General features: G+C 49.5%; 24 protein-coding genes and 1 tRNA gene. 6 read left to right on the top strand and 19 right to left on the bottom strand.

All coding sequences use genetic code 11. The features are described from left to right. Window positions 1-4: 4 nt before the first annotated feature. The 11 genes from flgJ to CCE91_RS03215 all read right to left on the bottom strand — a co-directional run bounded on the left by flgJ (window position 5) and on the right by CCE91_RS03215 (window position 9,964). Window positions 5-1,003, bottom strand: coding sequence for a flagellar assembly peptidoglycan hydrolase FlgJ (gene flgJ / locus CCE91_RS03265; protein ID WP_086433823.1), 999 nt, complete (start codon window positions 1,001-1,003; stop codon window positions 5-7). 29 nt (window positions 1,004-1,032) lie between these two features. Then, window positions 1,033-2,139, bottom strand: coding sequence for a flagellar basal body P-ring protein FlgI (locus tag CCE91_RS03260; protein WP_086433822.1), 1,107 nt, complete (start codon window positions 2,137-2,139; stop codon window positions 1,033-1,035). Between the two features lie 12 nt (window positions 2,140-2,151). Then, window positions 2,152-2,826, bottom strand: a complete 675-nt coding sequence (gene flgH, locus CCE91_RS03255; protein ID WP_086433821.1) for a flagellar basal body L-ring protein FlgH — start codon at window positions 2,824-2,826, stop codon at window positions 2,152-2,154. A gap of 31 nt (window positions 2,827-2,857) precedes the next feature. Next, entirely contained in the window at window positions 2,858-3,646 is a 789-nt protein-coding gene (flgG, locus tag CCE91_RS03250) for a flagellar basal-body rod protein FlgG (RefSeq protein WP_086433820.1), read from the bottom strand. 37 nt (window positions 3,647-3,683) lie between these two features. After that, window positions 3,684-4,427, bottom strand: coding sequence for a flagellar basal body rod protein FlgF (locus tag CCE91_RS03245; RefSeq protein ID WP_086433819.1), 744 nt, complete (start codon window positions 4,425-4,427; stop codon window positions 3,684-3,686). A gap of 334 nt (window positions 4,428-4,761) precedes the next feature. Next, window positions 4,762-6,117: a flagellar hook protein FlgE gene (gene flgE / locus CCE91_RS03240; protein WP_086433818.1), complete on the bottom strand. Its 1,356-nt coding sequence runs from the start codon at window positions 6,115-6,117 to the stop codon at window positions 4,762-4,764. A gap of 89 nt (window positions 6,118-6,206) precedes the next feature. Beyond that, entirely contained in the window at window positions 6,207-6,887 is a 681-nt protein-coding gene (locus CCE91_RS03235; protein WP_086433817.1) for a flagellar hook assembly protein FlgD, read from the bottom strand. 50 nt (window positions 6,888-6,937) lie between these two features. Further along, entirely contained in the window at window positions 6,938-7,399 is a 462-nt protein-coding gene (gene flgC, locus CCE91_RS03230) for a flagellar basal body rod protein FlgC (protein WP_086433816.1), read from the bottom strand. Window positions 7,400-7,401: 2 nt separating this feature from the next. Next, window positions 7,402-7,803 carry a flagellar basal body rod protein FlgB gene (gene flgB / locus CCE91_RS03225; RefSeq protein ID WP_086433815.1) on the bottom strand — a complete coding sequence of 134 codons (402 nt, stop codon included), beginning with the start codon at window positions 7,801-7,803 and terminating at the stop codon, window positions 7,402-7,404. 361 nt (window positions 7,804-8,164) lie between these two features. Beyond that, a complete protein-coding gene (locus CCE91_RS03220; RefSeq protein ID WP_086433814.1) occupies window positions 8,165-8,998 on the bottom strand; it encodes a CheR family methyltransferase in 834 nt (277 codons plus the stop codon). A gap of 39 nt (window positions 8,999-9,037) precedes the next feature. Next, window positions 9,038-9,964: a chemotaxis protein gene (locus tag CCE91_RS03215; RefSeq protein WP_086433813.1), complete on the bottom strand. Its 927-nt coding sequence runs from the start codon at window positions 9,962-9,964 to the stop codon at window positions 9,038-9,040. A 187-nt stretch (window positions 9,965-10,151) separates the two neighbouring features. On the opposite strand from CCE91_RS03215, the gene flgA reads away from it, so the two are divergent. From flgA to flgN, 3 genes are all read left to right on the top strand, one after another. Next, complete coding sequence (gene flgA / locus CCE91_RS03210) at window positions 10,152-10,946, top strand: flagellar basal body P-ring formation chaperone FlgA (RefSeq protein WP_157984138.1); 795 nt, start codon at window positions 10,152-10,154, stop codon at window positions 10,944-10,946. A gap of 158 nt (window positions 10,947-11,104) precedes the next feature. Further along, the gene (gene flgM / locus CCE91_RS03205; RefSeq protein ID WP_086433811.1) at window positions 11,105-11,428 is read left to right on the top strand and encodes a flagellar biosynthesis anti-sigma factor FlgM; all 324 of its coding nucleotides are present in this window, start codon (window positions 11,105-11,107) and stop codon (window positions 11,426-11,428) included. 39 nt (window positions 11,429-11,467) lie between these two features. Then, the gene (flgN, locus tag CCE91_RS03200) at window positions 11,468-11,890 is read left to right on the top strand and encodes a flagellar export chaperone FlgN (RefSeq protein WP_086433810.1); all 423 of its coding nucleotides are present in this window, start codon (window positions 11,468-11,470) and stop codon (window positions 11,888-11,890) included. Window positions 11,891-11,924: 34 nt separating this feature from the next. Here the strand turns inward: flgN and CCE91_RS03195 are convergent, their stop codons facing one another. Continuing rightward, a complete protein-coding gene (locus CCE91_RS03195; RefSeq protein WP_086433809.1) occupies window positions 11,925-12,392 on the bottom strand; it encodes an LPP20 family lipoprotein in 468 nt (155 codons plus the stop codon). Between the two features lie 112 nt (window positions 12,393-12,504). Here CCE91_RS03195 and CCE91_RS03190 point away from each other — a divergent pair, with 112 nt between their 5' ends. Then, on the top strand, window positions 12,505-13,713 hold the full coding sequence (locus CCE91_RS03190) for a flagella assembly protein FlgT (RefSeq protein WP_234996249.1): 1,209 nt from the start codon (window positions 12,505-12,507) through the stop codon (window positions 13,711-13,713). A 114-nt stretch (window positions 13,714-13,827) separates the two neighbouring features. Continuing rightward, window positions 13,828-15,552 carry a 2OG-Fe(II) oxygenase family protein gene (locus CCE91_RS03185; protein WP_126797170.1) on the top strand — a complete coding sequence of 575 codons (1,725 nt, stop codon included), beginning with the start codon at window positions 13,828-13,830 and terminating at the stop codon, window positions 15,550-15,552. Window positions 15,553-15,585: 33 nt separating this feature from the next. Here the strand turns inward: CCE91_RS03185 and CCE91_RS03180 are convergent, their stop codons facing one another. From CCE91_RS03180 to CCE91_RS03170, 3 genes are all read right to left on the bottom strand, one after another. Then, on the bottom strand, window positions 15,586-17,064 hold the full coding sequence (locus CCE91_RS03180; RefSeq protein WP_086433807.1) for a tetratricopeptide repeat-containing sulfotransferase family protein: 1,479 nt from the start codon (window positions 17,062-17,064) through the stop codon (window positions 15,586-15,588). Between the two features lie 15 nt (window positions 17,065-17,079). After that, a complete protein-coding gene (locus CCE91_RS03175) occupies window positions 17,080-18,675 on the bottom strand; it encodes a tetratricopeptide repeat-containing sulfotransferase family protein (protein WP_086433806.1) in 1,596 nt (531 codons plus the stop codon). 86 nt (window positions 18,676-18,761) lie between these two features. After that, on the bottom strand, window positions 18,762-21,620 hold the full coding sequence (locus tag CCE91_RS03170; protein WP_086433805.1) for a TonB-dependent receptor domain-containing protein: 2,859 nt from the start codon (window positions 21,618-21,620) through the stop codon (window positions 18,762-18,764). A 385-nt stretch (window positions 21,621-22,005) separates the two neighbouring features. Here CCE91_RS03170 and CCE91_RS03165 point away from each other — a divergent pair. Beyond that, window positions 22,006-22,082, top strand: a tRNA-Arg gene (locus tag CCE91_RS03165). 31 nt (window positions 22,083-22,113) lie between these two features. Here CCE91_RS03165 and CCE91_RS03160 read toward each other — a convergent pair. The 4 genes from CCE91_RS03160 to CCE91_RS03145 all read right to left on the bottom strand — a co-directional run bounded on the left by CCE91_RS03160 (window position 22,114) and on the right by CCE91_RS03145 (window position 25,948). Next, window positions 22,114-22,716, bottom strand: a complete 603-nt coding sequence (locus tag CCE91_RS03160; protein WP_086433804.1) for a FlgO family outer membrane protein — start codon at window positions 22,714-22,716, stop codon at window positions 22,114-22,116. Then, window positions 22,713-23,339: a FlgO family outer membrane protein gene (locus CCE91_RS03155; protein ID WP_126797172.1), complete on the bottom strand. Its 627-nt coding sequence runs from the start codon at window positions 23,337-23,339 to the stop codon at window positions 22,713-22,715. Before CCE91_RS03155 ends, CCE91_RS03160 begins: the two co-directional genes overlap by 4 nt. Before the next feature lie 90 nt (window positions 23,340-23,429). Continuing rightward, window positions 23,430-24,092 (bottom strand): 3'-5' exonuclease, encoded by a 663-nt coding sequence (locus CCE91_RS03150; RefSeq protein WP_086433802.1) that lies wholly within the window; start codon window positions 24,090-24,092, stop codon window positions 23,430-23,432. 2 nt (window positions 24,093-24,094) lie between these two features. After that, window positions 24,095-25,948: a DUF294 nucleotidyltransferase-like domain-containing protein gene (locus tag CCE91_RS03145; protein WP_086433801.1), complete on the bottom strand. Its 1,854-nt coding sequence runs from the start codon at window positions 25,946-25,948 to the stop codon at window positions 24,095-24,097. Between the last annotated feature and the right edge of the window lie 13 nt (window positions 25,949-25,961).

Genomic DNA, 25,961 nt, shown 5'->3' with positions numbered 1-25,961 from the left:
ACCCTTACTTCGCGTCTAATGCCGTTATCGGCGCCGCAGCGGCAAAATTTAGCCGCTTCTGTAAACCCTGAATTTTCTGAGCGTAGTCAGGGTCAGTTGCATAACCCGCTTGCTGCAGGGCCTCACTAAATGCTTTTACATTGGTACCGGCCTGCAATGCCTGCTGGTACCTGGGGTGTTCTTGCAAGAATTGGACAAAGTCGTCAAAACTTTGCTGTACCGACTCGTACACCCGAAATGCCGCCTGTTCTTTTTTCGCCACACCGCCATCAAACTCAAGCGTCATCACATGGGCTTTATCGCCCTGCCAGCGTTTGTCGGCTTTAATGTTAAACAGGTTATTGCTGGAGCCTTGCTGCGAACCCGGTACCATGCGCTGACCCCAGCCGGTTTCTAGCGCCGCTTGTGCCAACAAGGCCTCAGGCGCTAACCCGGCTTTTTCGGCCGCCGCTCGCGCATGCGGATACAATTGCTCAATAAACTGTTCAGGCCCGCTAAAGCCCTGATGCCGCTGGCTACCGTAATACTTGCCAGCAGGCACGCCACCGGTTTGCTCGTTGCGATTGGCTGCCGCTGTAGTATCTACGCCAACTGCCAAAGCACGTTCTTTCGCCAGCCGACGAGCTGATTCCAGGTTGCTGCCGTCACGTAATACGCTGGCAGCGGTGAAATTCTCATTATCGCCACCGAATTGCTGCACCAGCATGTCAGCCAAACCTAAGCTGCCCTGCTTGGCCATGTCTTTGGACAGCTGTTGGTCGTACATATCGCGGTACATGCCGGTGTAGCGGCTGTTCATCAGGCTGTCTTCTTCAAAAATAGCGTTCGCCTGACGCATGCTTTTTAGCACCATGCCGGTAAAAATAGACTCGAACTGTTGCGCGGCTTCACGCAGCGCTGATTTGTCGTCTTTGAACGCACGCTGCCGCAGGCTATCCAGCTCATCGGTGCTTGCCGCTGATCTAGCCTGACTAAAACTGTTGTTTATAACAGCATCGCTCATGCGTTCTTACCCTGCTTGAATATCGCTAGTTAAATAATGATCAGCTCGCCGCTTAACGCGCCGGCTTGTTTCAATGCTTCCAGTACCGCCACTATGTCGCTGGGGCCGGCACCAATCTGGTTAATAGCACGCACCAGGTCATTCAGCGACACACCTGGGTCAAACACAAACATACGGGCGTCGTCTTCCTGCACATCCACAATGCTTTGTGGCGTGACTACGGTTTCGCCCTCGGCAAATGGATTTGGCTGGTTCACCTGAATGTTTTCAGCAATGGTTACCTGAATATCACCATGGGCCACTGCGGCCGGACGTAAACGTACGTTCTGGCCAATCACCACAGTGCCGCTGCGGCTGTTCACAATAATCTTCGCCGAGGCTTCGGCCGGTTGAAACTCAAGGTTTTCCAGCGTCGACATATAACTAACCCGCTGCCCCACATCACGTGGCGCTATAACCTGAACCGAGGTTGCATCCAGCGCCGTTGCCGTATTCGGGCCAACCACCCGGTTAATAGTTTCAGCCATCCGCTTGGCGGTGGTGAAGTCCGACTGGTGCAGGTTAAAGGTCAGGTAATCACTGGTCGCAAACGGCGTTTTTACTTCACGTTCAACCGTCGCACCACCAGGCACACGGCCAACGGTTGGGGTATTGATTACAATGCGAGAACCATCCAGACCCTGCGCACCCAAGCCGCCAACCACCAGACTACCTTGAGCAACCGCATAAATTTCGCCGTTGGCACCGCGTAAAAAGGTTTGCAGCAAAGTGCCGCCAGTTAAGCTATCAGCACTACCAACAGACGACACAGTTACATCAACCGTCTGGCCGGGCTTCGCGAACGCTGGTAAATCCGCGTGCACTGCCACCGCGGCTACGTTATTAATTTTCGGCCGTTCATTGGCTGGAATATTAATGCCAAAGTTACGCAACATAGTGCGGAAGGTTTGATCGGTAAATGGCGTTTGTTCACCGGTACCAGGCAAGCCCACTACGAGCCCGTAACCAATTAATTGGTTCGAGCGGATACCGGAAACCGAGGCTATATCTTTAATACGTTCAGCCTGAACCGGTGCCACCCAGCCTGCGCTTAGCAGGCTAATGCTGGTAATTGTTACTAAAAGTGCTCGCCACATGTTCGTTACTCCTTACAACGGCCAGTACGAACTATTGAAGAAGCGGGTTAACCAACCTGGTTCCTGCACTTGTGCCAGGCTACCGGTGCCGCTGTATTCAATGCGCGCGTTCGCCACCCGGGTGGATGGCACCATGTTATCTGCTGAAATATCCTGCGGACGTAACATACCGGTTAAACGAATGTACTCGTCGCCGGTATTAATTTTCATCCATTTTTCGCCGCGCACAATCAAGTTGCCGTTGGGCAGTACTTTAATCACGGTGACGGTAATTTGACCAGTCAGGCTGTTGCTCTGATCCGCCGCGCCGTCACCACTGAAATCACGGTCACCACCAAAACTGGCCGACAGCGGATTACCGTTAATAGTAATGGGCCGACCAAATACCTGTGGGGCGCCAAGTTCAGCGTTAGCGGCTTTGCTGGTTTCTGCTGCCGCGGACTTTGATGCAGTGGTTTGTTCCTGCAGCATGACGGTAATAATGTCACCTAAGCGGCGGGCCTTAATATCTGAATACAGTGCATCCGCATATTGCGCCTGGAACAGGCTGCCATTTGGCACAATAGGTTCATTTCTGTCTTCCGGTAACACCGGCGCGTAGAATGGGTCATCAGGCATCGGCTGATGGCGGGGCGTGGCACAACCTGCCAACACCAGTACCATTGCAATAGGGATAAACTTAAACATAATTTTTAGCCTTCTTTTATAGCTGCTGTGCTTATAGTTGCTGAGTGACGAAGCTCAGCATCTGGTCAACCGACGAAATAACTTTCGAGTTCATTTCGTAAGCACGCTGACTTTCAATCAGGTTTACCAGCTCTTCAGTTACGTTCACATTCGACGTTTCCAGCGAACCCTGCACGGTACTACCAAAACCTTCCAAACCAGGAACACCCTCAACCGGTGCGCCACTTACGGCAGTTTCCTGCAGCAAGTTCTGGCCAATAGGTTCCAGCCCGGACGGGTTAATAAAGTCAACCAGGTTTAACTGACCTACCACTACATTGTCAGCATTACCCTGCTGCACTACCGACACTTCACCGTCTTGCGAAATGGAAATAGACACGGCATCTTCTGGTATCACAATGGCTGGCTCAATTGGGAAGCCGGCGCCTGGTGTTACCATGCGACCTTCTTCATCTAACTGAAACTGGCCATTACGAGTGTAAGAAATCTCACCGTCCGGCATCAGAATCTGGAAAAAGCCTTTACCGCTAATCATCACGTCCAGCGAGTTGTCGGTGGTTACCAGATTGCCCTGACCATAGTTCTTCTGGGTAGCAACTACTTTGGTACCGGCACCAAGCATTAAACCTGATGGCATTTCGGTGTCTTGCGCCGACTGCCCACCAGGTTGGTTAATGTTCTGATATAGCAAATCCTCAAAAATCGCCCGACTTTTCTTAAAGCCAATAGTGCTGGCGTTGGCCAGGTTATTCGAGATTACGGAAATATCACGCTGCTGCGCGTCTAAACCGGTTTTACTTATCCACAGAGCTGGATGCATGTTGCACCTCCTGGTAAAAATCTTTCATCAATTAGGTTTAACTAACGCGCATCAACGTTTCTGAACGCTGGCCGTTCTCGTCTGCTGTTTTCATCATTTTCACGTTCATATCGAACTGACGTTGCAGCGAAATCATTTGAGTCATTTCTTCAATTGGGTTCACGTTACTTTTTTCCAGCGCGCCAGCTTCAATGCGCACTTCGGCGGCCAGAATGGCATCAAAACCATCTTTGCGGCGGTACAAGCCGTCTTTGCCGCGCTCAATCTCACCGTTCGGCGGGTTAACCAGCTTCATGCGGTCTACCACTTCCATAGCTTCAGCCGGTGCGCCTTGTGGCCGTACCATGATTGAGCCGTCGCTACCAATTTCCACTTTTTCAACCGGAATCGGCAGGAAAATAGGTCCGCCGTCGCCTAGCAAAGGCTGGCCACTGCTGGTTTGCAACATACCTTCTGCGGTCATTTGCAGGCTACCGTTACGGGTGTAGGCTTCATTGCCTTCGTCGTCGGCTACCGCCAACCAACCGTCGCCGTTAACGGCAACGTCAAGATTCCGTTCGGTAGTCATTAGCGCACCGCCGGCGTAGTTCTGACCCGGGCTTTCGGTAAGTGAAAACACCCGTGTTGGCATGCCTTCACCGTAGGCTTGCATAGAGCGCGCCTGCTGCAGGTCTGATTTAAAGCCAACGCTGTTGGTGTTCGCCAGATTATTGGCGCGCAACGCAATGCCATTCATGTTCTCTTTGGCACCGCTCATGGCTATGTATAGCATCCGATCCATAAATCTCTCCGGCAAAATGCTGGGTTAGTTGGTTCTCTCGGGTAGATATATACAAGATGTGTGCCATGTTGCGGTTGTCGTATGACGATGCTTGCCGTATGACGATGGTTGTCGTATGACGACGGTTGTAGCCTGACGTTTCACGTCAGGTGAGATGTTGTCGCATAAAATGTGCACGTTGTAGGAAACGAATCAAACGTATAGAACATGCATTTGCCTAACCGGATAAATCGCACCTGACGTGGAACGTCAGGCTACACCAAGCGCGATGTCGCCGCGTTAGGAGCCATAAAAAAAGGCCGCGAGCGCGGCCTTTTTTAAGAAGCGATAAAGCTTATCGAATCTGCAGAATAGTCTGCTGCAGCGTTGAGTTCACTTCCAGTGAACGCGAGTTCGCCTGGAAATTACGCTGTGAGGTAATCAAATCAACCAGCTCTTGCGTCAGGTTTACGTTGGAGTTCTCCAGCGCTGATGCTTCAATCGCACCGTAGGTTCCTGAGTTGGCTTCGCCAGCTAATGGGTCACCTGAGGCAATGCTTTGCCGCCATGAAGTATCACCTGTCTGAGTCAAGCCTTGCTCGTTGGCAAAACGTACCATGGCTACCTGACCTAAGTACTGCACATCACCATTCGAGTAAGTTGCAGCTACCAAACCGGTAGAATCGATATCAACGTTGGTTAAACGACCAACAGTAGTACCGTCCTGCTCTAGTGTTGACACTTCAAAGTCAGAAGCGAACTGAGTTGGCACTGTGCCACCGGTACGATCCTGATAGTTCAGCGCAATAGATTGCGCATTATCAGCACCGTTAGCCAGGTAAGGACCGTCCGGGCCTGAACCTGACAAATCTAAAGTGCCCGGCGGGAAAGTAATTTCCGGCGCAGTTACATCAGGGTTACCCGCGGTGTTAAAGGTAATGCGTTGGCTCTGATAGCCCGCTGCAGACTCGGCACCTGGTGTACCTGAACCACCAATATCAATTTCCTGACCATCAAAAGTAGCGTACACGTCCCATTCGTTCGGGCCACGCTTCACATAGTAAGTACTAACTACGTGCGACTCACCTAAGGAGTCAAACACCGTAGCCGAGGTCGAAGCGCTAAAGCTGGAAGGCGCATCCGGCGAGAAGTTCGAACCCGGAGGAGTACCGCCATCATCGTCAATGCTGGTTAAGCGCGCATCTACGTTAAAGGCTTGGAAAATATTGTCAGTTTCCTGCGGCGCACCAGCAACATCAGGAATCCGAATTGGCTGAGTCGTTGCTAAGCTGGTTGATGACGCATTACCAGTGTTGCGGTCAACCTGAAAACCCTGCAAGAAATCACCGGAGTTATTCACAATGAAGTTGCTGTTGTTCAGCTTAAAGGCACCGGCACGGGTATAAGTAAAGTCCCGTGAACCTATGTCAGCCGACGTGGCAAAAAAGCCATTGCCGCTAATAGCCATATCCAGCGAGTTGTTGGTGAAGTTCAACGAGCCTTGTGAAAACTGCTGCGCCACGTTTGACGTTAACGCACCGTCACCTACTTTAGTTTTACCCGCGTTGAAAATGCTCGACGCGTACACATCGGCAAACTCGGCACGCGACTCTTTAAAGCCGGTGGTTTTAACGTTTGCAATGTTGTTTGCCGTTACGTCCAAATCTTTTTGAGAAGCAGCCAGGCCACTCAGAGCTATGTTGTATGACATAAGTCACCTCAATAATACACAATGTATAAATTCTAATTCTTAGCCAGTGCACCGGGCGGCAAAATTACCGCGCCTGCGCCGCTGACGCCTTAGCCAATTTCACTGACGTCAGCCAGCTTGACTCCACCTAAACCACGTAAATTCAGTACAATTCCTTCGCCGCCACCCATACTGACGCTATTCACGTGAGCGCGCATTTGAACTGGTAGTTCTTCGTTACTAGTACCCATTCGAGCGTTAGCGCTAATGCTGTAATTGCCAGGAGGAACCGGATTGCCGTTGGCATCGGTGCCGTCCCATTCAAAATCATGTACGCCGGCTTCAAGGTCACCTAAGCTAATGTTTTTCACCACTTGCCCTTGAGCATTTTCAACGGTTAGCTTGGTGTTAAAGCCCGACTGCTGCAGCGCAATGGCACCGTTAGCACCGCCACCCGTTAACGGAATATTCGCTTCATTGGTTGGCACCATCACCTGGCGACCAACTAGCGTGGAAGCCTGCAATGCCTGATTCGAGGTCATATTCTCGGTAAAGGTTTTGAACTGATCCGACATATTGGTAATGCCTTCAGCCATAGTGAAGTTGGTCATTTGCGCAATCATCTGATCGTTTTCAACCGGCTTCGTCGGATCCTGCATATTCAACTGCTGCGTTAACAGCTTGAAAAAGTCTTCCTGATCCAGTTTCTGATCAGGAGAACCCTCTTTCGCAGTTGGCTCTTCCTGCCAATACATATTACGCAAAGCCGGATTTTGTATTGAATTGTCCATTGTCGGATCTCTCTTTGCTGCTAGTCAGGCCGCCACAGCGAACCTAAAAATTAGTTACCCTGGCCCAGTCTTAATAAACGAGTCACCATGGTTTTCGCGGTATCAGCCACCTGTACGTTGGTTTGATACGAGCGCGACGCGGAAATCATGTTTGCCATTTCTTCCATGGCATTCACATTCGGACGATAAATATAACCATCGCCGTCGGCCATGGGATGGTTTGGCGCGTACTCAACCGTTAACGGCTTTTGGCTTTCCACAATCCCTAACACATTGACACCGGCAGACTCTTGCCCCATGGTGCCTCCGGCTCTGCCGCTCTTGCCGCTGTGATACTGCTCATTGGCTTGCTGCATTGCCGTGGCGAAAACCGGACTCCGGGCGCGATAGGTTTCTTCAGCGCTACTACTTACCGAGTTGGCGTTCGCCATGTTACTGGCCGTGGTGTTCAAACGAACCGACTGGGCGCTCATAGCAGAACCGCTTACATCAAATATCTTAAACAGACTCATGCTTATTGCCCTCCGGTTATGGCTTTCTTCACGCCGGAAATTCGTGCGTCAAGAAAACTCGTACTCATTTGATACTCCAGTGCATTCTGCATATACAAGTTCTGTTCCAACTGTATATCCACAGTGTTACCATCACCCGTATCTGGTTGATTTGGAACGCGATATTTTTCTGTTCCGGAAGGTTTGAGTTCTACTGAGAAGTGGTCGCCATGGGTGCGATCCAGCTTATAATTGCCGCTTCCACCGGTGGCTTGCTTCAATGCCTGCTGAAATTCCATACCTTTGGCTTTGTAACCAGGGGTATCGGCATTGGCAATGTTGTTGGCAATCATTTCAGCACGCTGAGTACGAACACCAAGCGTGTGCTGATGAATACCAAGCATGCTGTCAAAGTTAATAGCCATAATTTTGTCTCCACATAAAGATTGCGGAGATCAAAGCAAGGAATGTGCCAGAGGGGACGTAGCCTGACGTTCTACGTCAGGTGAGATACATCCGCATGCGGAATGTACCTACGACGTAGCCTGACGTTACACGTCAGGTGAGATGCATCCCCGTGCAGAATGTACCTACGACGTAGCCTGACGTTTCACGTCAGGTGAGATGCATCCCCGTGCGGATGTACATTGTCGTAGGCGGATAAACCGCACCTGACGTGGAACGTCAGGCTACACCATGAAACGTGCATTGTTGCTGACGGATAAACCGCACCTGACGTGGAACGTCAGGCTACATTTGTTGCATGTAAATGTACGGAGGGGCGAATCAGGTTTTACGGCGGTAAATAATGCCGGGGTTGCAGCGGATCATTTCAAAATCGTCATTGAGGCCCGACATCGACTCAGATGCCCCCAGGAACAAGTATCCTTTCGGGTTTAGCGACTGACGGAATTGCGAAACAATTTTTTTCTTAAGCTCAGGAGCAAAGTAAATCAGCACGTTGCGACAAAAAATAATGTCGAACTTGCCTAATAAAGAGTAGCTGTCTAATAAATTCAGATGACGGAACTGCACTAACTTACGCACTTCATCTTTTAGTTGCGCCTGGCCGTTCTCGGCATTCACAAAGAACTTCTGGCGGCGTTCCATAGACAAACCGCGAGCTAACGACAGCTTGTCGTAGCAGGCCTGTTTGGATTGCTCCAGCACTTTATTAGAAATATCAGTGCCGGTAATTTGAATCCCCCCCGGAAATGCTCCCGGGTTACGCGCTTTATACTCTAAGTACATCATGGCAATAGAGTACGGCTCTTGCCCACTGGAACTGGCCGACGACCAAATTTTCAGCGGTGTGCGTTGGTTCTTCAATTCAGGGAAAATGCGGTTATACAGTAATTCGAACGGGTAGCCATCACGAAACCACAAAGTTTCATTAGTGGTCATAGCGTCTATCACAGCTGAGCGAATAGCACGCTCACTGATTTGCATGGATTTAGTCACCAGCTCCGTTAAGGTGCTAATGCTAAATTTGTTCATGAGCGGACTCAGCCGACTTTTCACCAGATACAGCTTACTGTCGCCCAGAACGATTCCACACTGGCGCTCCAGAAATTCGCGAAACTCGTTGTAGGCTTTTATATCTAGTTCTTTATCAGACACAGTGATACTGCTACTTCCTTTTAATTAAAAAATACTGCGTTATTCAACATTCAGCCATTTCTTGACCGCGCCTGCAAGCTCATCAGGATGAAACTTAGCAATAAAATCGTCGGCGCCAACTTTTTTCACCATCGCCTGATTAAATACACCGCTTAACGAGGTGTGCAAAATCACATGCATTTTGGCTAAATCGGGGTCGGCTTTTACTTCTGCCGTGAGTGTGTAGCCGTCCATTACCGGCATTTCCACATCGGAAACCATTAGCGGCACGTACCGGTGAATGTCACCACCCACCTGCTCTTTCTTGGCTTTTAACCAATCCAGCGCTTCGCGGCCGTCTTTCATAATTTCCATATTGATTTCAAGCGGCTCTAACGCACGCTTAATTTGATTTCGCGCCACGGCGGAATCGTCGGCAATCAGAATACTGATTTCTTCGCGATTTACATTCAGCGGCGAATTGCGAACTTCTTCACTCAGTTCGGTGTTCAGCGGTGTGATGTCTGACAAAATCCGCTCAACGTCGATAATTTCAACCAGTTCGTCTTCTACCTTAGTTACCGCTGTTAAATAACTCTGGCGGCCCATACCTCGCGGCGGTGGTTTAATGTCTTCCCAGTTAATGTTGATAATGCGTTCAACACCGCCAACCAGAAAGCCCTGCACCGAGCGATTGTACTCAGCAATAATAATAAAGCGCGTTTCAATTTTATCAATCGCAGGGCCACCGGTAGCCAGGCTTAAATCAATAATGGAAATGGCCTGGCCGCGAATGTGAGCAATACCACGCACCAGCGAGCTGCGTTTGGGAATAGCTGTTAACTTCGGGCACTGCAACACTTCCCGAACTTTAAATACGTTAATACCAAAGCGCTGCCGCCCGGCAAGCTTAAAGAGCAGCAGTTCTAGCCGATTCTGTCCGACTAACTGGGTACGCTGGTTGACTGAGTCTAGTATTCCGGCCATGAAAATTCTCCAGTTATTTCTGTTTGTTTGCTATCGGCACAGGCTTTGCATAGCTTTAATACGTTTAGGCAAACAGTCGGTGTTTTGACGCTGTTTGCTAGTTATAACTTTTTTTCCGGCGCAAGCCCAGAAAACAAGCACAAGTGACACAACATAAATGCAAAAACCAAAGGTATCAGGTGTAACCATGATAGCGAACAACTGGCTTCAGCAACGGCTGACAAAAAACCGACTTCTCATCACTTTAGCTATGAGCGTTAGTGTGCTGCCATTATACGTCAGCGCTGCCGCCGAGAATATAGCTACGGCGAATACCGCGGCAGAAAGCTCTGCCGCGGCTACTAAGAGCACGGCCATGAGTTACGACTATCATCGCCTACGCGACCTTGCTGAAAGCTATGTGCTGGAGCGAGTTACCGCACCTGCCGGCGGCAAAGTAACAGTAGAAGCCGGTGGCTTAGATGCTCGCATGGCACCACGCCAGTGCGCAGAACCTGCACGCATACAACTTGCAAATAACGCTAATATGGATCGCTTTAGCACCGTTGAAATCAGCTGCGAAGCCGGTGCGCCATGGCGCAGCTACGTGCCTGTTCGCATTTACATGATGGCACCGGTAGTAACCGCCAAGCGACCTTTGTCGCCAGGTACACTGTTAACCGAAGACGATCTTGAGATCAGTTTAGTAGATACTCAAATGATTCGCAGCGGTTTATACAACTCCGTAGACAAATTACTGGGTTCGCGGGTGAAACGTCGCATTAATGCCAGTGACCCTATTATTGAACGCAACACCTGCCTTGTGTGCGAAGGTGAAAAGGTTACAATAGTAGCTGCATTGGACGGCATGCGCGTAAGCGCCACAGGCGTTGCATTGAATGATGGTTTGCTCGGCGAGTCTGTGTCGGTACGAAATCAAGCCTCCAATCGTGAAGTGAGTGCTGTCGTAGCTGCTTTGAATGAAGTAAAAGTAAACTTATGACATTGAAAATTAAAGTGTTTTTGCTTGGTTTCGCGAGACTATCGGAAGCGGCACAAAAAAGCGGCAAAATGTTGCCACTTTTTTATAAAAAACGCTAAAGCCTGCGCACTTACGGCCGATATACTTCACAAGAAACACATTTAAAGGGGCAAATTATCATGGCAATTAACAACATTAATAACGCTGGCAAGCCTACAACAGTTGATGCAAAGCAAACTGCGCAGCAACAACAGCAGGTTTCTCAACAACAAAGTCAGGCGAAGTCTGCAGCAACACCAGCAGCACGCCAGGACGCGGTTTCTATTACTCCGCAAGCGCAGCAGCTGGGTCAATTAACCCGTAAAGCGAGCAGCGAATCTGGTATTGACCAGGCAAAAGTAGACAAAGTTAAACAAGCGCTAACCGACGGCTCTTATAAAGTTGACGTTGAGCGTCTGGCAGCTAAGTTAGCTGAATTTGAGAGCGACTTATACGGCCGTTAATAGCCGAATGTAGCCGCTAAATGAAGGAAGCCCCTCTTCATGGCATCATCGAATAGTTCCAACAGCAGTACCGAAACACTCGAACAGCTCTTAGACAAGCTCCGGCAGAACCTGCAGGAGCTTGCTGCGTTACAAAAGCAAGAGCTTGCCGCCGTTGTTGAACATAAACACCAGGTAGTGGCACAAAGTACCGCTGCCAAGCAACAGCATTTGCACGCTATTGAGTTGATTGACGCGCAGTTAGCGAAGCACCCAGACGTTGAACGTTTGAAGAATGAGCCTGAACTAACCGAACAAATGGAAGGCTTAAAACGGCAACTGGCTGAGTGCCAGCAGCAGAATGAAGTAAACGATCAAGTGGTTAAAATTACCTTAAGTCGTATTGAACAACTGCGCGACACCTTAATTAGAGCGCATCATCGCGACTCAGTAACCTATGACGACAAAGGCCGCATTCGATAGCGGCCTTTTTTATTGCAACAGCTATAGTTCGTTATTAGTAATAAACCACTCGCTTCAATTCCTGCGGACGACTCACACTAGTGTATAACCGATGTACCTGCTGAAAGTCTAATTTCAACTCAGTCACATAGTAATCACCAGCGGCATAGCTGCGCACAACTTCCGCACCACGAATCACACCATCAACCGATGCCTGATAGCGATCGTCCTGCACCATCCAGTCAGCCACTGCCGTGCTACCACTAATACGCTGGCCATAAACCTGTTCGGCCAGTTCGCGATATGCATCCAACTTCGAAGCCCGCATGGCTGCCAGTTTTTTACCAGCTGTGTCCATATTCTGCTGCTTCTGCAATGGCGCATAGCCAACCGCCGTTAACACCGGAAACTCATCAGGTGTTTTGGTTTCCCATTCCACGTACTGTTGGTCATATACCAGGCTGCAACCGGATAAAACCAGGCCCAGCACACATGTAGTTACAGCTTTCAATAAGGGCTGCATAGCGAACTCCTCAAGCAATATTCCTGTAAGCTGTAACGGCCTGACTGGAAAAAACTTGAGCACACATTGAAACAATACTTGGCTTAATTATTGCTTTGTTCTTGGCATCATTATGCCTTTACGAGAGTTTGACGCCATGCGCTTGTGTTATCGATATCTCAGTTGCCTGCTACTGGCCCTGTTGGTCAGTGTTCCCGCGCATGCGCGTTGGATAGAGGCTCAGGGCGACGCTATTATTATCGACAACGACGTGGCCGGCGCTAGAGCGCAAGCGCTTGAAGTAGCCATTTCGCAAGCGTTAATGGTTTCCGGTGGCAGTGTCAGTAGTGTGCAGCAGGTCGTGGATGGCGTATTACAGGCCACCGAAACCCAATGGCGTGGCAAAGGTAGCGTAGATCAAGTTGATATAGTGCGGGAAGAAGTACGCAACGGCCGTATTTACTTAACCGTGCGCGCCGACATCTGGAACCGTGATGGCTCCTGCCCCGGCACTGAGTACAAAAAATCCGTTACCGTTACCCCATTCGAAATTGCAGAGCGCAGCCAGGCTGTGTATGGCCAGGTGTATCGTATTGGTGAAGTGAGTGCGGAACGCTTTAGCCGTCAGTTGGGTTCTCGCGGGCAAAACCTGACGGTGAAACATACTATGGGTCGCGATGTTGGCTTAAACAAAGCTCTGCAACAGCGCGATCTACAACAACTAGGGCGACTGGCTCGCGTAATTGGTCAGGACAACGACAGCCAGTATGTTGTATTCGGCGTATATAACGACCTGTCAGTGTTTAAAAACGGCAGTGGTGTATTCGGTCCGTTAGTGAGTGCCCGCTATCAGCGCAACTACTCTTTAACCTTATATATGATGGACGCCTACAGTGGTGAAATAGTCACGCGTGCCAATGTGAGTGACTCTGCCCGCTGGGACTTTGACGACCAACCCGAAGTTGATATTGCCGCCAACTACTTCTGGACCTCTTCCTTTGGTTCATCCTTACAACAAGGCTTAAACGAGCTGGCCCAAGGCATTGATGGCAAGCTTCGCTGCGAAGCCGCACGCGGTCGAATTGTGCGGGTAGAGGGCCAGGAATTACAAATTAACTTAGGTGAAGTGAACGGCGTAAAAGCCGGCGACATGCTGCGCGTTGTGCACGAAGCCAACTTTATTGATAGCAACGACAACTACCGCCAAAAATGGGAAGTAAGCGAATTTATGGTGGAAGTAACCCAGGTAAACCAAACCTCGTCTATTGCCCGGCTTGATAACGACAATTTCTTAAGCAACGTGCAGATTAATGACTGGGTAGTGCCCGCCGGAGCTATGTAACAGCCCATATTAGGTTGCGGAATAACAGTCAGTTTAACAAGATTAAAACAAGCTACACTTCAGTAACATTCCGTGATAACTTTAGCTGTAAATATTGCAGCTTTAGTTGTCAGCATGAGCAGTCCAAACGAAATATTTCAACGTGCCGTAGCCGCATTTCAGCAACAGCAATTCGCTGTGGCTGAACAGTCATGTCTGCAACTTCTGAAAACCACTGCCGGGCATCCCGACATATTTCACCTGCTGGCACTATGCGCCAAGCAGCGTGGCGACCTGGCCCAGGCAGAAACTTACTTTCAACGCTGCTTAGCTTTGGCTCCTCAGCACCCGGCAGCCCTGCGTAATTACGCGGCCTTTTTAATGGCCGCCGAGAAATTCGCCGCCGCTGTTACTATATATCAACAACTGGCTAGTACGAATCAGGCTGACGCCGGTACTATGCACAATCATATTGTGGCCTTGTTCCGCAGTGGCCGGTTTAACGAAGCGGTAGAGCTGTGTCAGGGAATTCTGCAACACCAACCCCAAAATTTTGGCGTACACCTGACGCTGGGGAAAGTTTTCCGGCAAATGGGCAAACCGGAGCAAGCGCTGCAGCATGTTGAAATTGCCCATAAAGGCATGAGCGAACCCACAGCTGATGTTACTTACCTGCTCGCCTGCCTGCATTACGACGTAGACAACTACGAGCAAGCAGAAAAGCTGCTGAGCGAGCTAATCAAACAGCAACCAGAGTTTATTGATGCTCATAAAGCGCTAAATCAGCTGTACTGGGAACATGGCCGACACGACGATTTTATGCAGTCCTTCGATGAAGCCCTGCAGCAACTCCCCCACTCGTTGCCGCTTCGCCATGAGCAGGCTATTCACCATATTCTCGCGCAGAACTATGAATCAGCTATTCAGGTATTACAGCGCAGTATTGATGAAGCAGGCGAAATTCCGGTGTTTATTCATACTCAGGGATCGGCATATTCCCGACTGGGTAACTACGACCAAGCCTTAAAGAATTACCAGCGCGCCGTGAAACTGGAGCCAAACAATATGCGCTTCCAGTTAGATTTAGCTATTAGCCTGCTGCGCAACAATCAGCTTGAACCGGCTATGGAACATTTGGAAGAAGCCAATGCGTTGGCACCGCTCAATCAGGAAGTACTGGCGTATCAGGGGCTGTGCTGGCGGCTAATGGACAACCCCAAAGGAAACTGGCTGAATAATACCGACAGCTTTGTTCAGTCCATAGCGCTGGAGCACCCGCCGGAATATGAAAGCCTGCAAGACTTTATGCAACAGTTGGCCGATACCCTAAGTGGCTTGCATAAAACCCAGCGCCAACCGCTGGATCAGAGCGTGCGTAACGGCACCCAAACCGTGGGTAATTTATTTGGCCAGCCCGCGAAAATTATTGAGCAGTATAAAAGCGCGCTGGAAAAAGCCGCGCAGCAGTATATTGATTCACTGCCTGACGATGCCACGCATCCGTTCTTGTCGCGCAAGCAAGCAAGCTTCCGCTTTACCGGCGCCTGGTCGGTGAAACTTGGTGAAACAGGCTTTCATGCCAATCATGTGCATCCGGAAGGCTGGCTGTCATGCTGCACCTACGTGCACTTACCGAAAGAAATTCAACCGCACGACGAGCAGCGTCAGGGCTGGATAAAATTTGGTGAAACTTCGTTAGGGTTGGAAGAACGTGAGCAGGTAAGCCGTTTTGTCTGCCCGCAGGTGGGGCACTGTGTGTTCTTCCCTAGTTACTTCTGGCATGGCACTGTGCCGTTCGAATCAGACGACGTACGAGTTACTGTGCCTTGTGACATAGCTCCGGCAGAAGTGTCACCTTAAGGTATCACCTTAAGCGCGTTTCAAGGTCGGCCTTTAATTCTCACCAAAGTGTTGCTTTACGGATTCCGGCAACTGTTCGCGGTAGTTCTTCCAGCGCCCGGAAGACGAGCTATACAAAGGTTGCCGCACCTGCCACACACTGGCAGTTTTCACCGGATTGCGTAGCTTATGAAAAGCCAGACAGTTGTCATTCCAGGGTAAGTCTAAAAACGCCAACAACTCGCGCACCGAGCTTTCGGTGTCGGCAATCAAATCGTCGTAATGCAGCGTGAACATAGACTCACCAAATAGCTGCTGCCAGTGCGCCATAAGCTCATTCTGCTGTGCCAGATATTCCGCCGTATGCTCAATATCGTTGGCGTACCCCATAAGCTTACCCAGCCGGGTAAAATACACCGACAGGCAATTGTCCAGCGGATTACGAGTCGTATGAATAATCTTCGCTTTGGGAAATACCGCTTTTATAAAGCCTAACAACAAGAAGTTGTCGGGCCGTTTGTCGGTTAAATAAATGGGCTGATCTTGCTGAAGCACCTGGCTACCAAAACGCTCACCCACAAATTGCTGGTAGCTATTGGCTAAGTCTGCCGTGTGCGCTGGCGTAAAGCTTTGTATTACATCGGCTACAGAACGGCTTTGCGCCAATACCGACTGCCATTGCCGAGCAAAAAAGTCTAATTCACCACCGGCTGTTACCTGCGGATGTGCCGCCAGAATCTGTTCAGCCAGCGTTGAGCCTGAGCGGAACATGCCACAAACAAACACCGGCGCAAAGTCGACATGGCTCTGCTGGGTGGCTAACCACTCGGGGGTAAGGTGTTGCTTAAGCTGTGTTACCAAATCGGCAAAACCCGCGGCGTTCCAGGCCGGCAATAGTTGTTTATTTAACTCGTTGGCCTGCTGGTATGCCTGCCAGGCCTTATCATAAGCACCACAGCCGTTTAACAGCTTACCCAGCCCATAACAAACATCGGCACGGGTATTCAGGTCTAACTGCGGGGCTTGCGCAAAGCGCTCCAATGCGACAACTAAAGGGTCATCGCTACTGGCAACAGAGCACACGTCGGCCAAGCGTGCATGCGCACCAGCATGGCCGGGCTCTCGTTTAATTACTTCGCGAAAATAGTGCTCGGCTTGTTGCTTGTTCCCTGCTTCTTCATGCCAGTGCGCCATATTATGCAGCGCTGGTAAATAGTTAGGGTTAAGCTTTAAGGCCTGCTCCAGCGCAGCGAATGCCTGGTCAGGTTGTAATAAATGATCGCTGTAAATAACCGCAATATTATTGGCAACTTCCTCGGGCTCACTAATGCCCATAGCCAAAGCTTGCTGGTAGCTTCCAATAGCTTGCGTATACCAGCCCGCTAAGCGGGCGTGGTAAGCAAAATTGTAGTGCAGATTGGTGTTGTCCGGCCAACGTTTCACGGCGTCAGCATATAACTGCGCGGCCTGGTCGTATTGCTGCAACTGCCGCGCTTTAGCCGCAGCTGCATCTATACGTTGTAACTCATTCACCGGCCGGCACCACTATTATTTGTCAGACTGTTCAGCAAGCTCTTTCTGTAGTTGTGCCTGCATTGGCTCTAAGTGGGCCTTGAACTTCTTCCACTTGTCCACCGACGAGGTATATACAGGTAAACGAACTTGCGCGGCACTGGCCGTAGAAGACGGAGTTTTCTTGCTGTAGAACTCCATAACTTCCGGTTCCCAGTCTATACCACAGTACTCAAACACGGTCTGAGCTGAGCTTTCGGTTTCTTTTACTAAGTCTTCATAACGCACGGCTATCAGGCGTTTACCCATCAGCTTGTGCCAGTGTTGCATCAAGCGCTGGTAAGCACCGTAGTAGCGAGCCAGTTCTTCCTGGTCGTACGAATACGCATAAACCTGATTGAAGAAAGTTTTGTAAATAGCAAAACAAGTATCCATAGCATCACGTTGCACATGAATAATCTTCGCGTGCGGTAATGCTTTTTGAATTAAACCGCAGTACAAAAAGTTGAACGGTAGTTTATCTACTACGTAGTCATGCCCGTCGGCCAATTCCTGCACGGACTTCATGTAACGCTCGCCCAGTGCTTTAAAGTCCAGGTTCTGAGCAGCAACTGTGCGCGGCAGATTACCGCCGGCAGCAGCAATATCAGCATCAATAGCGTCGGCTAAAAAGCGTGGAAAGTCAGGTAACTCCCCCATAGACTTCACTTTCGAGTGGCTGGACAACAAATTCTCCAGCAAAGTGGTACCGGTACGCGGCATACCTACAATAAATACTGGTGTAGGCTCGCCTTTTTTGGCGGCTTTTTTGGCGCCAATTTTTAAGTCTTTACTGCTATCTACTAACGACTGCAGCGCACTTAACTCAGCTTTCTCGTCGTACTGAATTTTGCTGCGCTTCAGCTTATTGCCAGCTTCTAATGCTTTAAAAGATTCATCAAATTCGCCAAGGTCTTCATATTCTTTGGCTAGCGCAAACCATACGGGCACGTCTTTAATGTCGTCCGACTTAGTGCGCTCAGTTAAAAACTCGATGTGATTGTTTTTCTTGGTTTGTTTACGCAAAGCGGAACGCACGTGAATGGCCGCCGGGGCGCCTTCAGGGTTCGCTGCAATAACCTTATCCAGGTTTTTCTCTGCGGCTTTAGTGTCGTTCAAGAAGAACTGACACAAAGCTAAATCATAACGGTAGTCGGTTTCATCAGGATTATTTTTAACCAACTCTTCTAGCACTGGAAGCGCCTTCGCGGGCATGTCCAGTTGCGTATAAATTTTGCTGATTGCGTGTTGATACTTCGCATTATCAGTGAGTAATTTGCCGGCCCTTTCGGTCAGCTCTAGCACCTCTTCACGCCGTTTTAAGCGCAACAGAGTTTGTATTTTATTTAGTAAAAATACCGGTTGTTCAGGCGCTTGTGCTAAGGCGCGGTCTACATAATTCAGCGCTAAATCCAATCTATTCAATCGGGCTGTCAATTGGAACGCGGTGTGCAGCATGGCTACTGACTCTACGTTTTCATGAACTACAGCTTGCACCAACTGCAACGCTTTCTCGTACTCTCCAGCATTTGCATACTTCTTCACCTGCATGGTGAGTTCTTCAGCGGGGTTTAAATTGGTATTCACGCTCATAAAAGTTGCCTACTTAATACAATGTATATGTCTTAGATATAAAAACGGCGGCCGAAGCCGCCGTTTTCTTCAACCATTTCTACTACTTAGAAACGGAAAGTTACGCTAGCGTGCAGGTAACGACCTAATGTGTCGTAGAAACCAGCAACGGTGTTTGCGTTAGTAGCTAAGCTACTACCTACCATTGGAGCTTCTTTGTCTAGCACGTTGTTAACACCAATCAGGAATGAAACGTTTTCAGTTACGTCAAACGCACCATTCAAGTCGATGTAGCTTTGTGAACCTAAGCCGTCAGCTACTAATTGATCAGTAGTTCCGTCATAGTCCACGCCGCCGAAGTAACGCCATTTCACGTTTGCAGTCCAGTCAGCATCAGATGCATAGCTAACTGTTAAGCTGTGACGCCAATCTGGTTGTGGGAAACAGTCTACGCTGATCAAACCAGAACAATCGTATACTGCAGACTCAACACCTGGAATTGGGTTGTATTCTTTTTCCAAGCTGTAGCTACCAATCATCTTAGCGTTAACAGTACCGCCAAGTACGTCGTCGATTTGGTAGTTAGCGCTAACGTCAACACCACTTACGGTACGAGTTGCTAAGTTGATGTTAGTCGCGGTTACGCGGTTCTCATCACCTTGCCACAAGTTACCAGTAGCTGAACGCTGGATGTTGTCACAGAATACTGCCAGACCGGTTTCACCACACTGAGTGATAGTTAACTCAGGAGAGATAGTACCGATAACTTCTTCCAGATCGATATTGAAGTAATCAACACTGAAGTTCAGGTTTTCGATTGGGTTACCAACAACACCGAAAGTTAAGGTGTCAGCAATCTCTGGGTCTAGGTTCGGGTTACCACCGAAGAAACCGTTGTACTGAGAAGCTGGGCTGGTAGATACGTTGCCGTATTGAGCCGCAGTTACACCAGTGTTAGCACAAGCTGCTTGGCTAAGCTCTGGATCTGAACCGGCACAAGGGTCAGTACCTTGCCACAAACCTAAGCTCTGTTGTGCGAACAGTTCAGCAATGTTTGGTGCACGCACCGCACGGTTGAAGCTGGCACGAACTTTCCAGTCTGCAGTTGGGTTGTAATCGATTGCTACTTTATATGCAGTTTCGCCGCCTGAAGTGTTGTAGTCAGAGTAACGACCACCCAGTTCAAGAGTTAAGCTGTCAACAGCAGTAGCGTTGTCTAATAATGGAACACTTAATTCACCGAATACTTCGCGAACATTGTAACCACCAGTCAGACTTGGAGTTGGTCCACCTTGACCAGCCAACAGGCCTTGGGCGAATACTTCATCAGAAGTACGTTCGAAGTCTACTTCACGGTTTTCAACACCGATTACCGCAGCAATTGGGTAAGATGAAGAAGGAATTGAGTAGTCGAATTCACCAGTAGCGAATGCGTTGAATACGCGCTGAGTAGTTACACCATTCAGGATACCAGTACCCTTGATTGGATCAGCTTGCTCAGCAGTTACGCCGTTAAAGGTAAATACTTCGTACGGGATACAAGGGTCTACACAGTCATTAGAACCGATTGCACCAATTGCTTCACCGATACGCGGAGTGAAGAAGTCATTGATGTAAACAGAAGATGAAGAGGTAGAACCATACTGGAATGATACGTCGTATGACCATGCATCACCCAGGTAACCTTCAGAACCAGCTACTAAACGGTATGAGCTGTGCTCAAGTACAGAGGCACGAGGACCGCCTTCAACGTTACGTTTACCGATGTATGCAGAAACTTCTTCAGTACCAGCACCGAACTGATCACGGAACTGCTGACGTTGTGAGTCGCTGAACAGTGGGTTGTCGATATCGAATGAGAAGAAGTTGTAGAAAATACCGGACTCAGCGATTTGCGCTTTAGTACGGTTGTGCATGTAGCTAATTTCCATGTACGGACGGAAGTTTTCGTTTACTTCGTAGTCTACAAAAGCACCTAAAGTATAACGCTCATCCGGACGCATGAAGTGGTTAACAGGCGCGTAGTTATATACGTTGCCTTCACTTGGAATGAAGTTGCTGTTTGGATCTAAGGTCCAGAATACTTGTTGTGAGTAGTCTGGTGTACCGTCTACTGAAGGATAGAAGTAGAAGTTAGGGTTTGGAGTAGTACCAGAACCACCACAAGCAGTACCTGCAGAGTTCAGAGCACATGATGAATAGTCACGTGATTCTTGACGCAATTCATCAATTGTACGCCATGTAGCGTATGCAGTTGCGTGACCTTTGCCATCAGCAAAATCGCCACCCATAGTTAAATCGATATTGAACGCTTTACCGTCGATACCAGAGTTACCTGTAGGGTATACGAAGTTACGGTCATCCATTAAACCCTGGATGTATTCGTTGTCGTTGTCGTGCTGGTAACCTGAACCACCAACTACAAGCTCAAGGCCTGAAAAGTCGTCGTCCATTACAAAGTTAACAACACCAGCAACAGCGTCAGCACCGTAAGTTGCAGAACCACCACCAGTCAGCACTTCAACGCGCTTAACAAGAGCAGATGGAATCTGGTTTACGTCAGGTGCTTGTGAATAAACACCACCTGGCTGCAGACGACGGCCGTTCATCAGTACTAAGGTACGGTTAGCACCCATACCACGTAAGTCAAGGTTAGCAACACCAGATGCGCCGTTAGCGATGAAAGAAGTTTGTGATGCTTCAACCTGTGGCAGGCTGTTCATCAAATCTTCGATACGGGTGTAACCTGACAGTTTAATTTCTTCAGCTGAAGTGATTTGTACCGGGCTAGAAGACTCATAATCAGTACGGCTGATACGAGAACCTGTTACCTGGATACGTTCTTGAGCAGCTTCTTCGCCTGTGCTCTCTTCCTGCGCGTTAGCAGTACTTGAAAGAGCAACCGAAGCGCCACCGAACATTAGCGCTAAGCGGATAGACTTAGCTAGTTTGTTATTAGTATACATATTGACTCCCTGGATCACTTAATAGTGATTTACTCGGTTTTTAACTGGCACGGAAAGGCAGTTCGTGCTCGTTTTTGACCAACAAAAAATATGCTTTAGCGCACTAATTTTAGCCGATCATATATTGATAGTAATGAATTATATTGAATGCAGCAACCTACAAAGCAACTTAAAATCAATATTTTTCATTCTTTCGGGAACTTTTCTTCAAACAGGTGAAATCCTGTTATCATCTAGCCTCCGACACCTGATGTTATAAATTCTGTGTCAAAATTTGTCAACCCCACTAACTATTAGTTAACGAGCTCTTGATCTGAGATCATAGTGGCTAGGTTTACAGAAGGTGGTTTTTTACCGAGAAGTTATAGTAAAGTGCACCCGCCGCGTCCCCGTGGCACAGCTGGATAGCGCAGCCCCCTCCTAAGGGGCAGGTCGTAGGTTCGAATCCTACCGGGGACGCCAGCTCAGCTGGCGCTAGTAAAAGGTAAGAGGGTTATTCAGAGCCGGCGCGCAGCAGGCCGCCCTGGCTGGCACGCAGGTCTTGCGCTACCACGGCAGGAATAAATACCTGACCAGAACTTACCACAGTGTTCGATTGAGCGTGCACCACACGAGCATTCACAATAAAGCCTTCATTATGTTCCGCCATAGTTCCTACCAACATGTGAGTTACCGGCGATATTTCATCCAGTTCCATGTAATCGCGGCTTAAGGCAAAGTCACCCTGTGGGGTTACGCGAATATAATCTGTGGTTTTGTAATCCACCAGGCGCAGCTTTTGTTGGTGCAGCGCATAAATCAGGTTTTCGCTAAATAACTGGCTTAGTGGCGTAGCGTCATTGTACTGGCTGGTTACTTCTACCAAATCAGTCACCGCCAAGTGTAACTTAGCCGAATCGCCCTGCTGTTTCAGTGGCTGGGCCAACTGCTTCGCAAGCTCCTGCGCCAGCGTGCTGCTCAGCATAGCTTGGTTGCCACTATAATCGGGTGCAGAGTTGGTTGGTTCGGCCACCACTGTCATAGGTTCAGACTGCGAACTACAACCCGCCAGACCAACGCTTACTGCTGCGGTTATTACTAAGGCAAGATGTTTCATTGTCCAATTCCTCCGTTGGCGGTGGTCCGTTCCGGCATACCATCAATTATTTCTACCTGACGCTGGTTCCAGTACAGGCGCTTGGCCAAATACTCACTGGCGCTGGCAACAACTTGTTGATCGCGCAAAGTCAGAATACGGGTGTGTACCATTACGCCGTGGTCGCGGCGCGCCATAGTGGCTACTAGCACCAAATCAGCGCGAATGCGCGGATTCAAGTTGGCCAGCTCGCGGCTCAGGTTTAATTCAGCCTGCGGATTAATTTCAATGTAGTTGCGGCCACGTACGTCAATCAGGTTTACCTGACGCTGGCCTAATTCGGTGTACATAGCTTCGGTAAGTTGCTGGCCAACCGGCGCTAACGAGTCGGTAGCGGGGAATAAGCTCAGGGTGTGGGCATCAACCATGCTGGTGAGCGCCAGGCCATGTTCAGCATAGGCAGAGTTTTGTAGTTGTGCTGCTAAAGTAGTGCTGAGTTTGGCAGCAGCCGACTGAAAACCTTCAACCTGCGCCTGTGCGGCACCGGGTAGGCTTAACAACAACACCACCAGCACCGCTGGCAGGCAAGCACCTAGTGAACTGCGCATACGAATGCTGGATACAAACTTAAGTAGTGCTGTCATGACCTGACCTCGCCGATTTTGCAAATCTGTAGCTGTTGCTACAGGTGTTCATGCAAAATTTATCGGCCAGATCGTAATAAACTTAACCCCTTACCACTTGGTTTGAACTATTTTTCTGGCTTTTATAGGTTCATTGCCACAGTACTGATACACCTGCGCCAGAAACAACTCACCGCAACCCAGTGCATCCGAAAACGCATGGTGATTGCCATACATGGGCAAATTGTATTTGGCGCGGCAGGCACTTAGGGTGAGTTCACCGGGTTTGGGCTGTTCGTTTTGCTGCTGCATGCGGCGCCGCTCAAACTGCAGGGTGTCAAAAAAAGCCAACGGCTTCAGGGTTACGTTATAGCGCTTCGCCGCGGCTTGCAGAAACTGCCAGTCCAGCGACACATGATGGCAAACCAATACCGCATCATTTAACACCCGGCTCAGCACCCGTAGGGTTTGCTGTGGCTCGGAGCTACGCAAAAAATCACGTTCCAACAACCCGTGAATAACCGGGCTTTGTTTTAAATCTCGTTTTAAGTCGCGCCCTTTACGCCCCATCACGTGATATTGCGCTGAGCCATAGTCCATTAACGGCGGCTGAATATTCAGCCAGGCCATAGCCAGCAAGGAGTCCTGCTGGGCGTCCAGCCCAGTGGTTTCCAAGTCAAGCGCGACATAGCGCAATTGCCGCCAGGGCTGCGCCAGCGTGGCGCGCCGCTCCAGCCAGTTCGCCAGCGCATTCAGCTTCAGGTTAAAAGCCATAATTAGTAACCCTGCCGGCCGAACTTCAGGCCAACGCCCTGCTGCGCCTCTTTTATAATACGAAAGGCTGATTTTAACTGCCGCCGGGTAAGCGTGCTCAGCTGATCCGGGTTTAATTTATTCTTCGGCTCGTCAGTACCCCACACCTCTAACTGGTGGTTCAGCCGTAACTGCGCCAAAAACTGCCAGGCTTCCTGTAACGACTGGTTGTCGCGCCGATTTAATAAGCGGCTACCGCGTAACTCCTGCAACCGCTTGGTTGTTTGTGGCACCTCTAAACCAGCCTGCAACGCATACAATCGTGCTACGTCGTTAATAATGGCCAGCCCGTAACGTTTTATATCAATCAAGTCATGGTCAGCTTTTAAGCTGTTAAACAGCCCCAGCGGCACATTAATCTGATTCACCAGTATCGCCAGGTTAGCAATAAACACATCGGTTTTACCCAGCTTAATCACTTGTTCACGAAACTTGTGATACAAACCGCTGTTGCCTTCAATTAGCCGACAATCGAAGAATATCTGGCAATACATCAGGGCTTTCGGCGTTGGGCTTTGGGTCCATTTCTCAAACCGCTCAATCCAGCCGTTTAAACTGCGCCGGCAATCCGGGTTGCTGGCCATAATGTTGCCCGGGCACAACGGAATACCGCATTCGTACAAGCCCTGACACACGTACTCGCCCAGCCCTTTAAACCACTCTTTCTTCGCATCGTTTAAGTCGTTGCTAAGCAGCAGGCCGTTGTCCTGATCCGAACTTAAAGTTTGGTCTTCACGCCCCTGCGAACCAAAGGCAATCCAGGCATAAGGTGCCGGCGCCACGCCGTGCTCGCGTTCGTACATATGAATAAGCTGACGGGTCATGCCATCGGTTAGCGAGGCCAGCAAACGCCCCAGCACCGAGGTGTCACGCACCCGCCCGGCAAAGGTTTGCATGTATTCGGGAATATTCTTAGCTTCAGCAACCAGCTCTTCTTTGGTACGGGCTTTATAAATAGCACTAATGAGAAACACAGGTTCACTACGTTGCTGCCGCATTAAGTCGGTAGTGGTTACCATACCCAGCAGGTTGTCGTTGTCATCCAGCACTGGCAGATGGTGAATGTTGCTTTGCGTCATGACAGTTAGCGCATCCACCAGCGACTGACGGCCATACACAGTAGCGGGGGTTTGCGTCATGACCGCGCTCACGGCTACGTCGTACGAAAGCCCACGCGCCACTACCCGGTTGCGAATATCGCGGTCGGTTAAAATACCAACCAGATGCTCTTTGTCGCGCTCGTCCTGCTTAATGGAATCAATAATCAGCACCGAGGAGATCTTGTGCTCCGCCATTACTTTGGCAGCTTCCTGAATCGGTGTGTGACTGGGCAGGCTCACTGGCTTCATGCTCACCACACTGCTTACCAGCTTGTCACTCCAGTCACTGCCGGCGCGGTCCTGCTCTTCCGTCAGCAAGCGCTGGCCATGTGCCTTAATAAAGTATTGCTCAAACGGCTTGCAACTGCTGCGCAGTTCATCAAAAGCCGCTTGCGGTAAAATATATACCACCCCGTCTTGAATAGTTTTCACACGGTTGGTAATAGGCCTGCCACTTAACATAGAGGGGTAGCCAAATAAGTCGGCTTCTTCCAGCCGGTCAATCAGCCGGTCGTCGGCCGCGCGCAAATCGTACACGCCGGAGCGCACAATAAATAATGCCGGGCGTGCTTCTTTTACAATGTCGTTGGCATTGTGCTCATTTACATAAGCAGCCTGCATTTGGCGAATGGCCCACTGCCGCAGCTCAGTATCAAGCTGATCAAAGGGCGGACAATCCGCTAAGAAATTTTCGACTTCCGCAAAATCTGGTTTCATAAAAAAAGCCCGG

Source organism: Pseudidiomarina planktonica (assembly GCF_900177775.1).
Classification (GTDB): domain Bacteria; phylum Pseudomonadota; class Gammaproteobacteria; order Enterobacterales; family Alteromonadaceae; genus Pseudidiomarina; species Pseudidiomarina planktonica.
Note: the sequence above shows the minus strand (reverse complement) of the source record. Positions and strands in the feature narration are given on the sequence as shown.

Bases quoted from the DNA above. Each gene is read 5' to 3' on its own strand.
- flgJ (WP_086433823.1), bottom strand. From the start codon at position 1,003: ATGAGCGATGCTGTTATAAACAACAGTTTTAGTCAGGCTAGATCAGCG.
- CCE91_RS03260 (WP_086433822.1), bottom strand. From the start codon at position 2,139: ATGTGGCGAGCACTTTTAGTAACAATTACCAGCATTAGCCTGCTAAGC.
- flgH (WP_086433821.1), bottom strand. From the start codon at position 2,826: ATGTTTAAGTTTATCCCTATTGCAATGGTACTGGTGTTGGCAGGTTGT.
- flgG (WP_086433820.1), bottom strand. From the start codon at position 3,646: ATGCATCCAGCTCTGTGGATAAGTAAAACCGGTTTAGACGCGCAGCAG.
- CCE91_RS03245 (WP_086433819.1), bottom strand. From the start codon at position 4,427: ATGGATCGGATGCTATACATAGCCATGAGCGGTGCCAAAGAGAACATG.
- flgE (WP_086433818.1), bottom strand. From the start codon at position 6,117: ATGTCATACAACATAGCTCTGAGTGGCCTGGCTGCTTCTCAAAAAGAT.
- CCE91_RS03235 (WP_086433817.1), bottom strand. From the start codon at position 6,887: ATGGACAATTCAATACAAAATCCGGCTTTGCGTAATATGTATTGGCAG.
- flgC (WP_086433816.1), bottom strand. From the start codon at position 7,399: ATGAGTCTGTTTAAGATATTTGATGTAAGCGGTTCTGCTATGAGCGCC.
- flgB (WP_086433815.1), bottom strand. From the start codon at position 7,803: ATGGCTATTAACTTTGACAGCATGCTTGGTATTCATCAGCACACGCTT.
- CCE91_RS03215 (WP_086433813.1), bottom strand. From the start codon at position 9,964: ATGGCCGGAATACTAGACTCAGTCAACCAGCGTACCCAGTTAGTCGGA.
- flgA (WP_157984138.1), top strand. From the start codon at position 10,152: ATGATAGCGAACAACTGGCTTCAGCAACGGCTGACAAAAAACCGACTT.
- flgM (WP_086433811.1), top strand. From the start codon at position 11,105: ATGGCAATTAACAACATTAATAACGCTGGCAAGCCTACAACAGTTGAT.
- flgN (WP_086433810.1), top strand. From the start codon at position 11,468: ATGGCATCATCGAATAGTTCCAACAGCAGTACCGAAACACTCGAACAG.
- CCE91_RS03195 (WP_086433809.1), bottom strand. From the start codon at position 12,392: ATGCAGCCCTTATTGAAAGCTGTAACTACATGTGTGCTGGGCCTGGTT.
- CCE91_RS03190 (WP_234996249.1), top strand. From the start codon at position 12,505: ATGCCTTTACGAGAGTTTGACGCCATGCGCTTGTGTTATCGATATCTC.
- CCE91_RS03185 (WP_126797170.1), top strand. From the start codon at position 13,828: ATGAGCAGTCCAAACGAAATATTTCAACGTGCCGTAGCCGCATTTCAG.
- CCE91_RS03175 (WP_086433806.1), bottom strand. From the start codon at position 18,675: ATGAGCGTGAATACCAATTTAAACCCCGCTGAAGAACTCACCATGCAG.
- CCE91_RS03170 (WP_086433805.1), bottom strand. From the start codon at position 21,620: ATGTATACTAATAACAAACTAGCTAAGTCTATCCGCTTAGCGCTAATG.
- CCE91_RS03160 (WP_086433804.1), bottom strand. From the start codon at position 22,716: ATGAAACATCTTGCCTTAGTAATAACCGCAGCAGTAAGCGTTGGTCTG.
- CCE91_RS03155 (WP_126797172.1), bottom strand. From the start codon at position 23,339: ATGACAGCACTACTTAAGTTTGTATCCAGCATTCGTATGCGCAGTTCA.
- CCE91_RS03150 (WP_086433802.1), bottom strand. From the start codon at position 24,092: ATGGCTTTTAACCTGAAGCTGAATGCGCTGGCGAACTGGCTGGAGCGG.
- CCE91_RS03145 (WP_086433801.1), bottom strand. From the start codon at position 25,948: ATGAAACCAGATTTTGCGGAAGTCGAAAATTTCTTAGCGGATTGTCCG.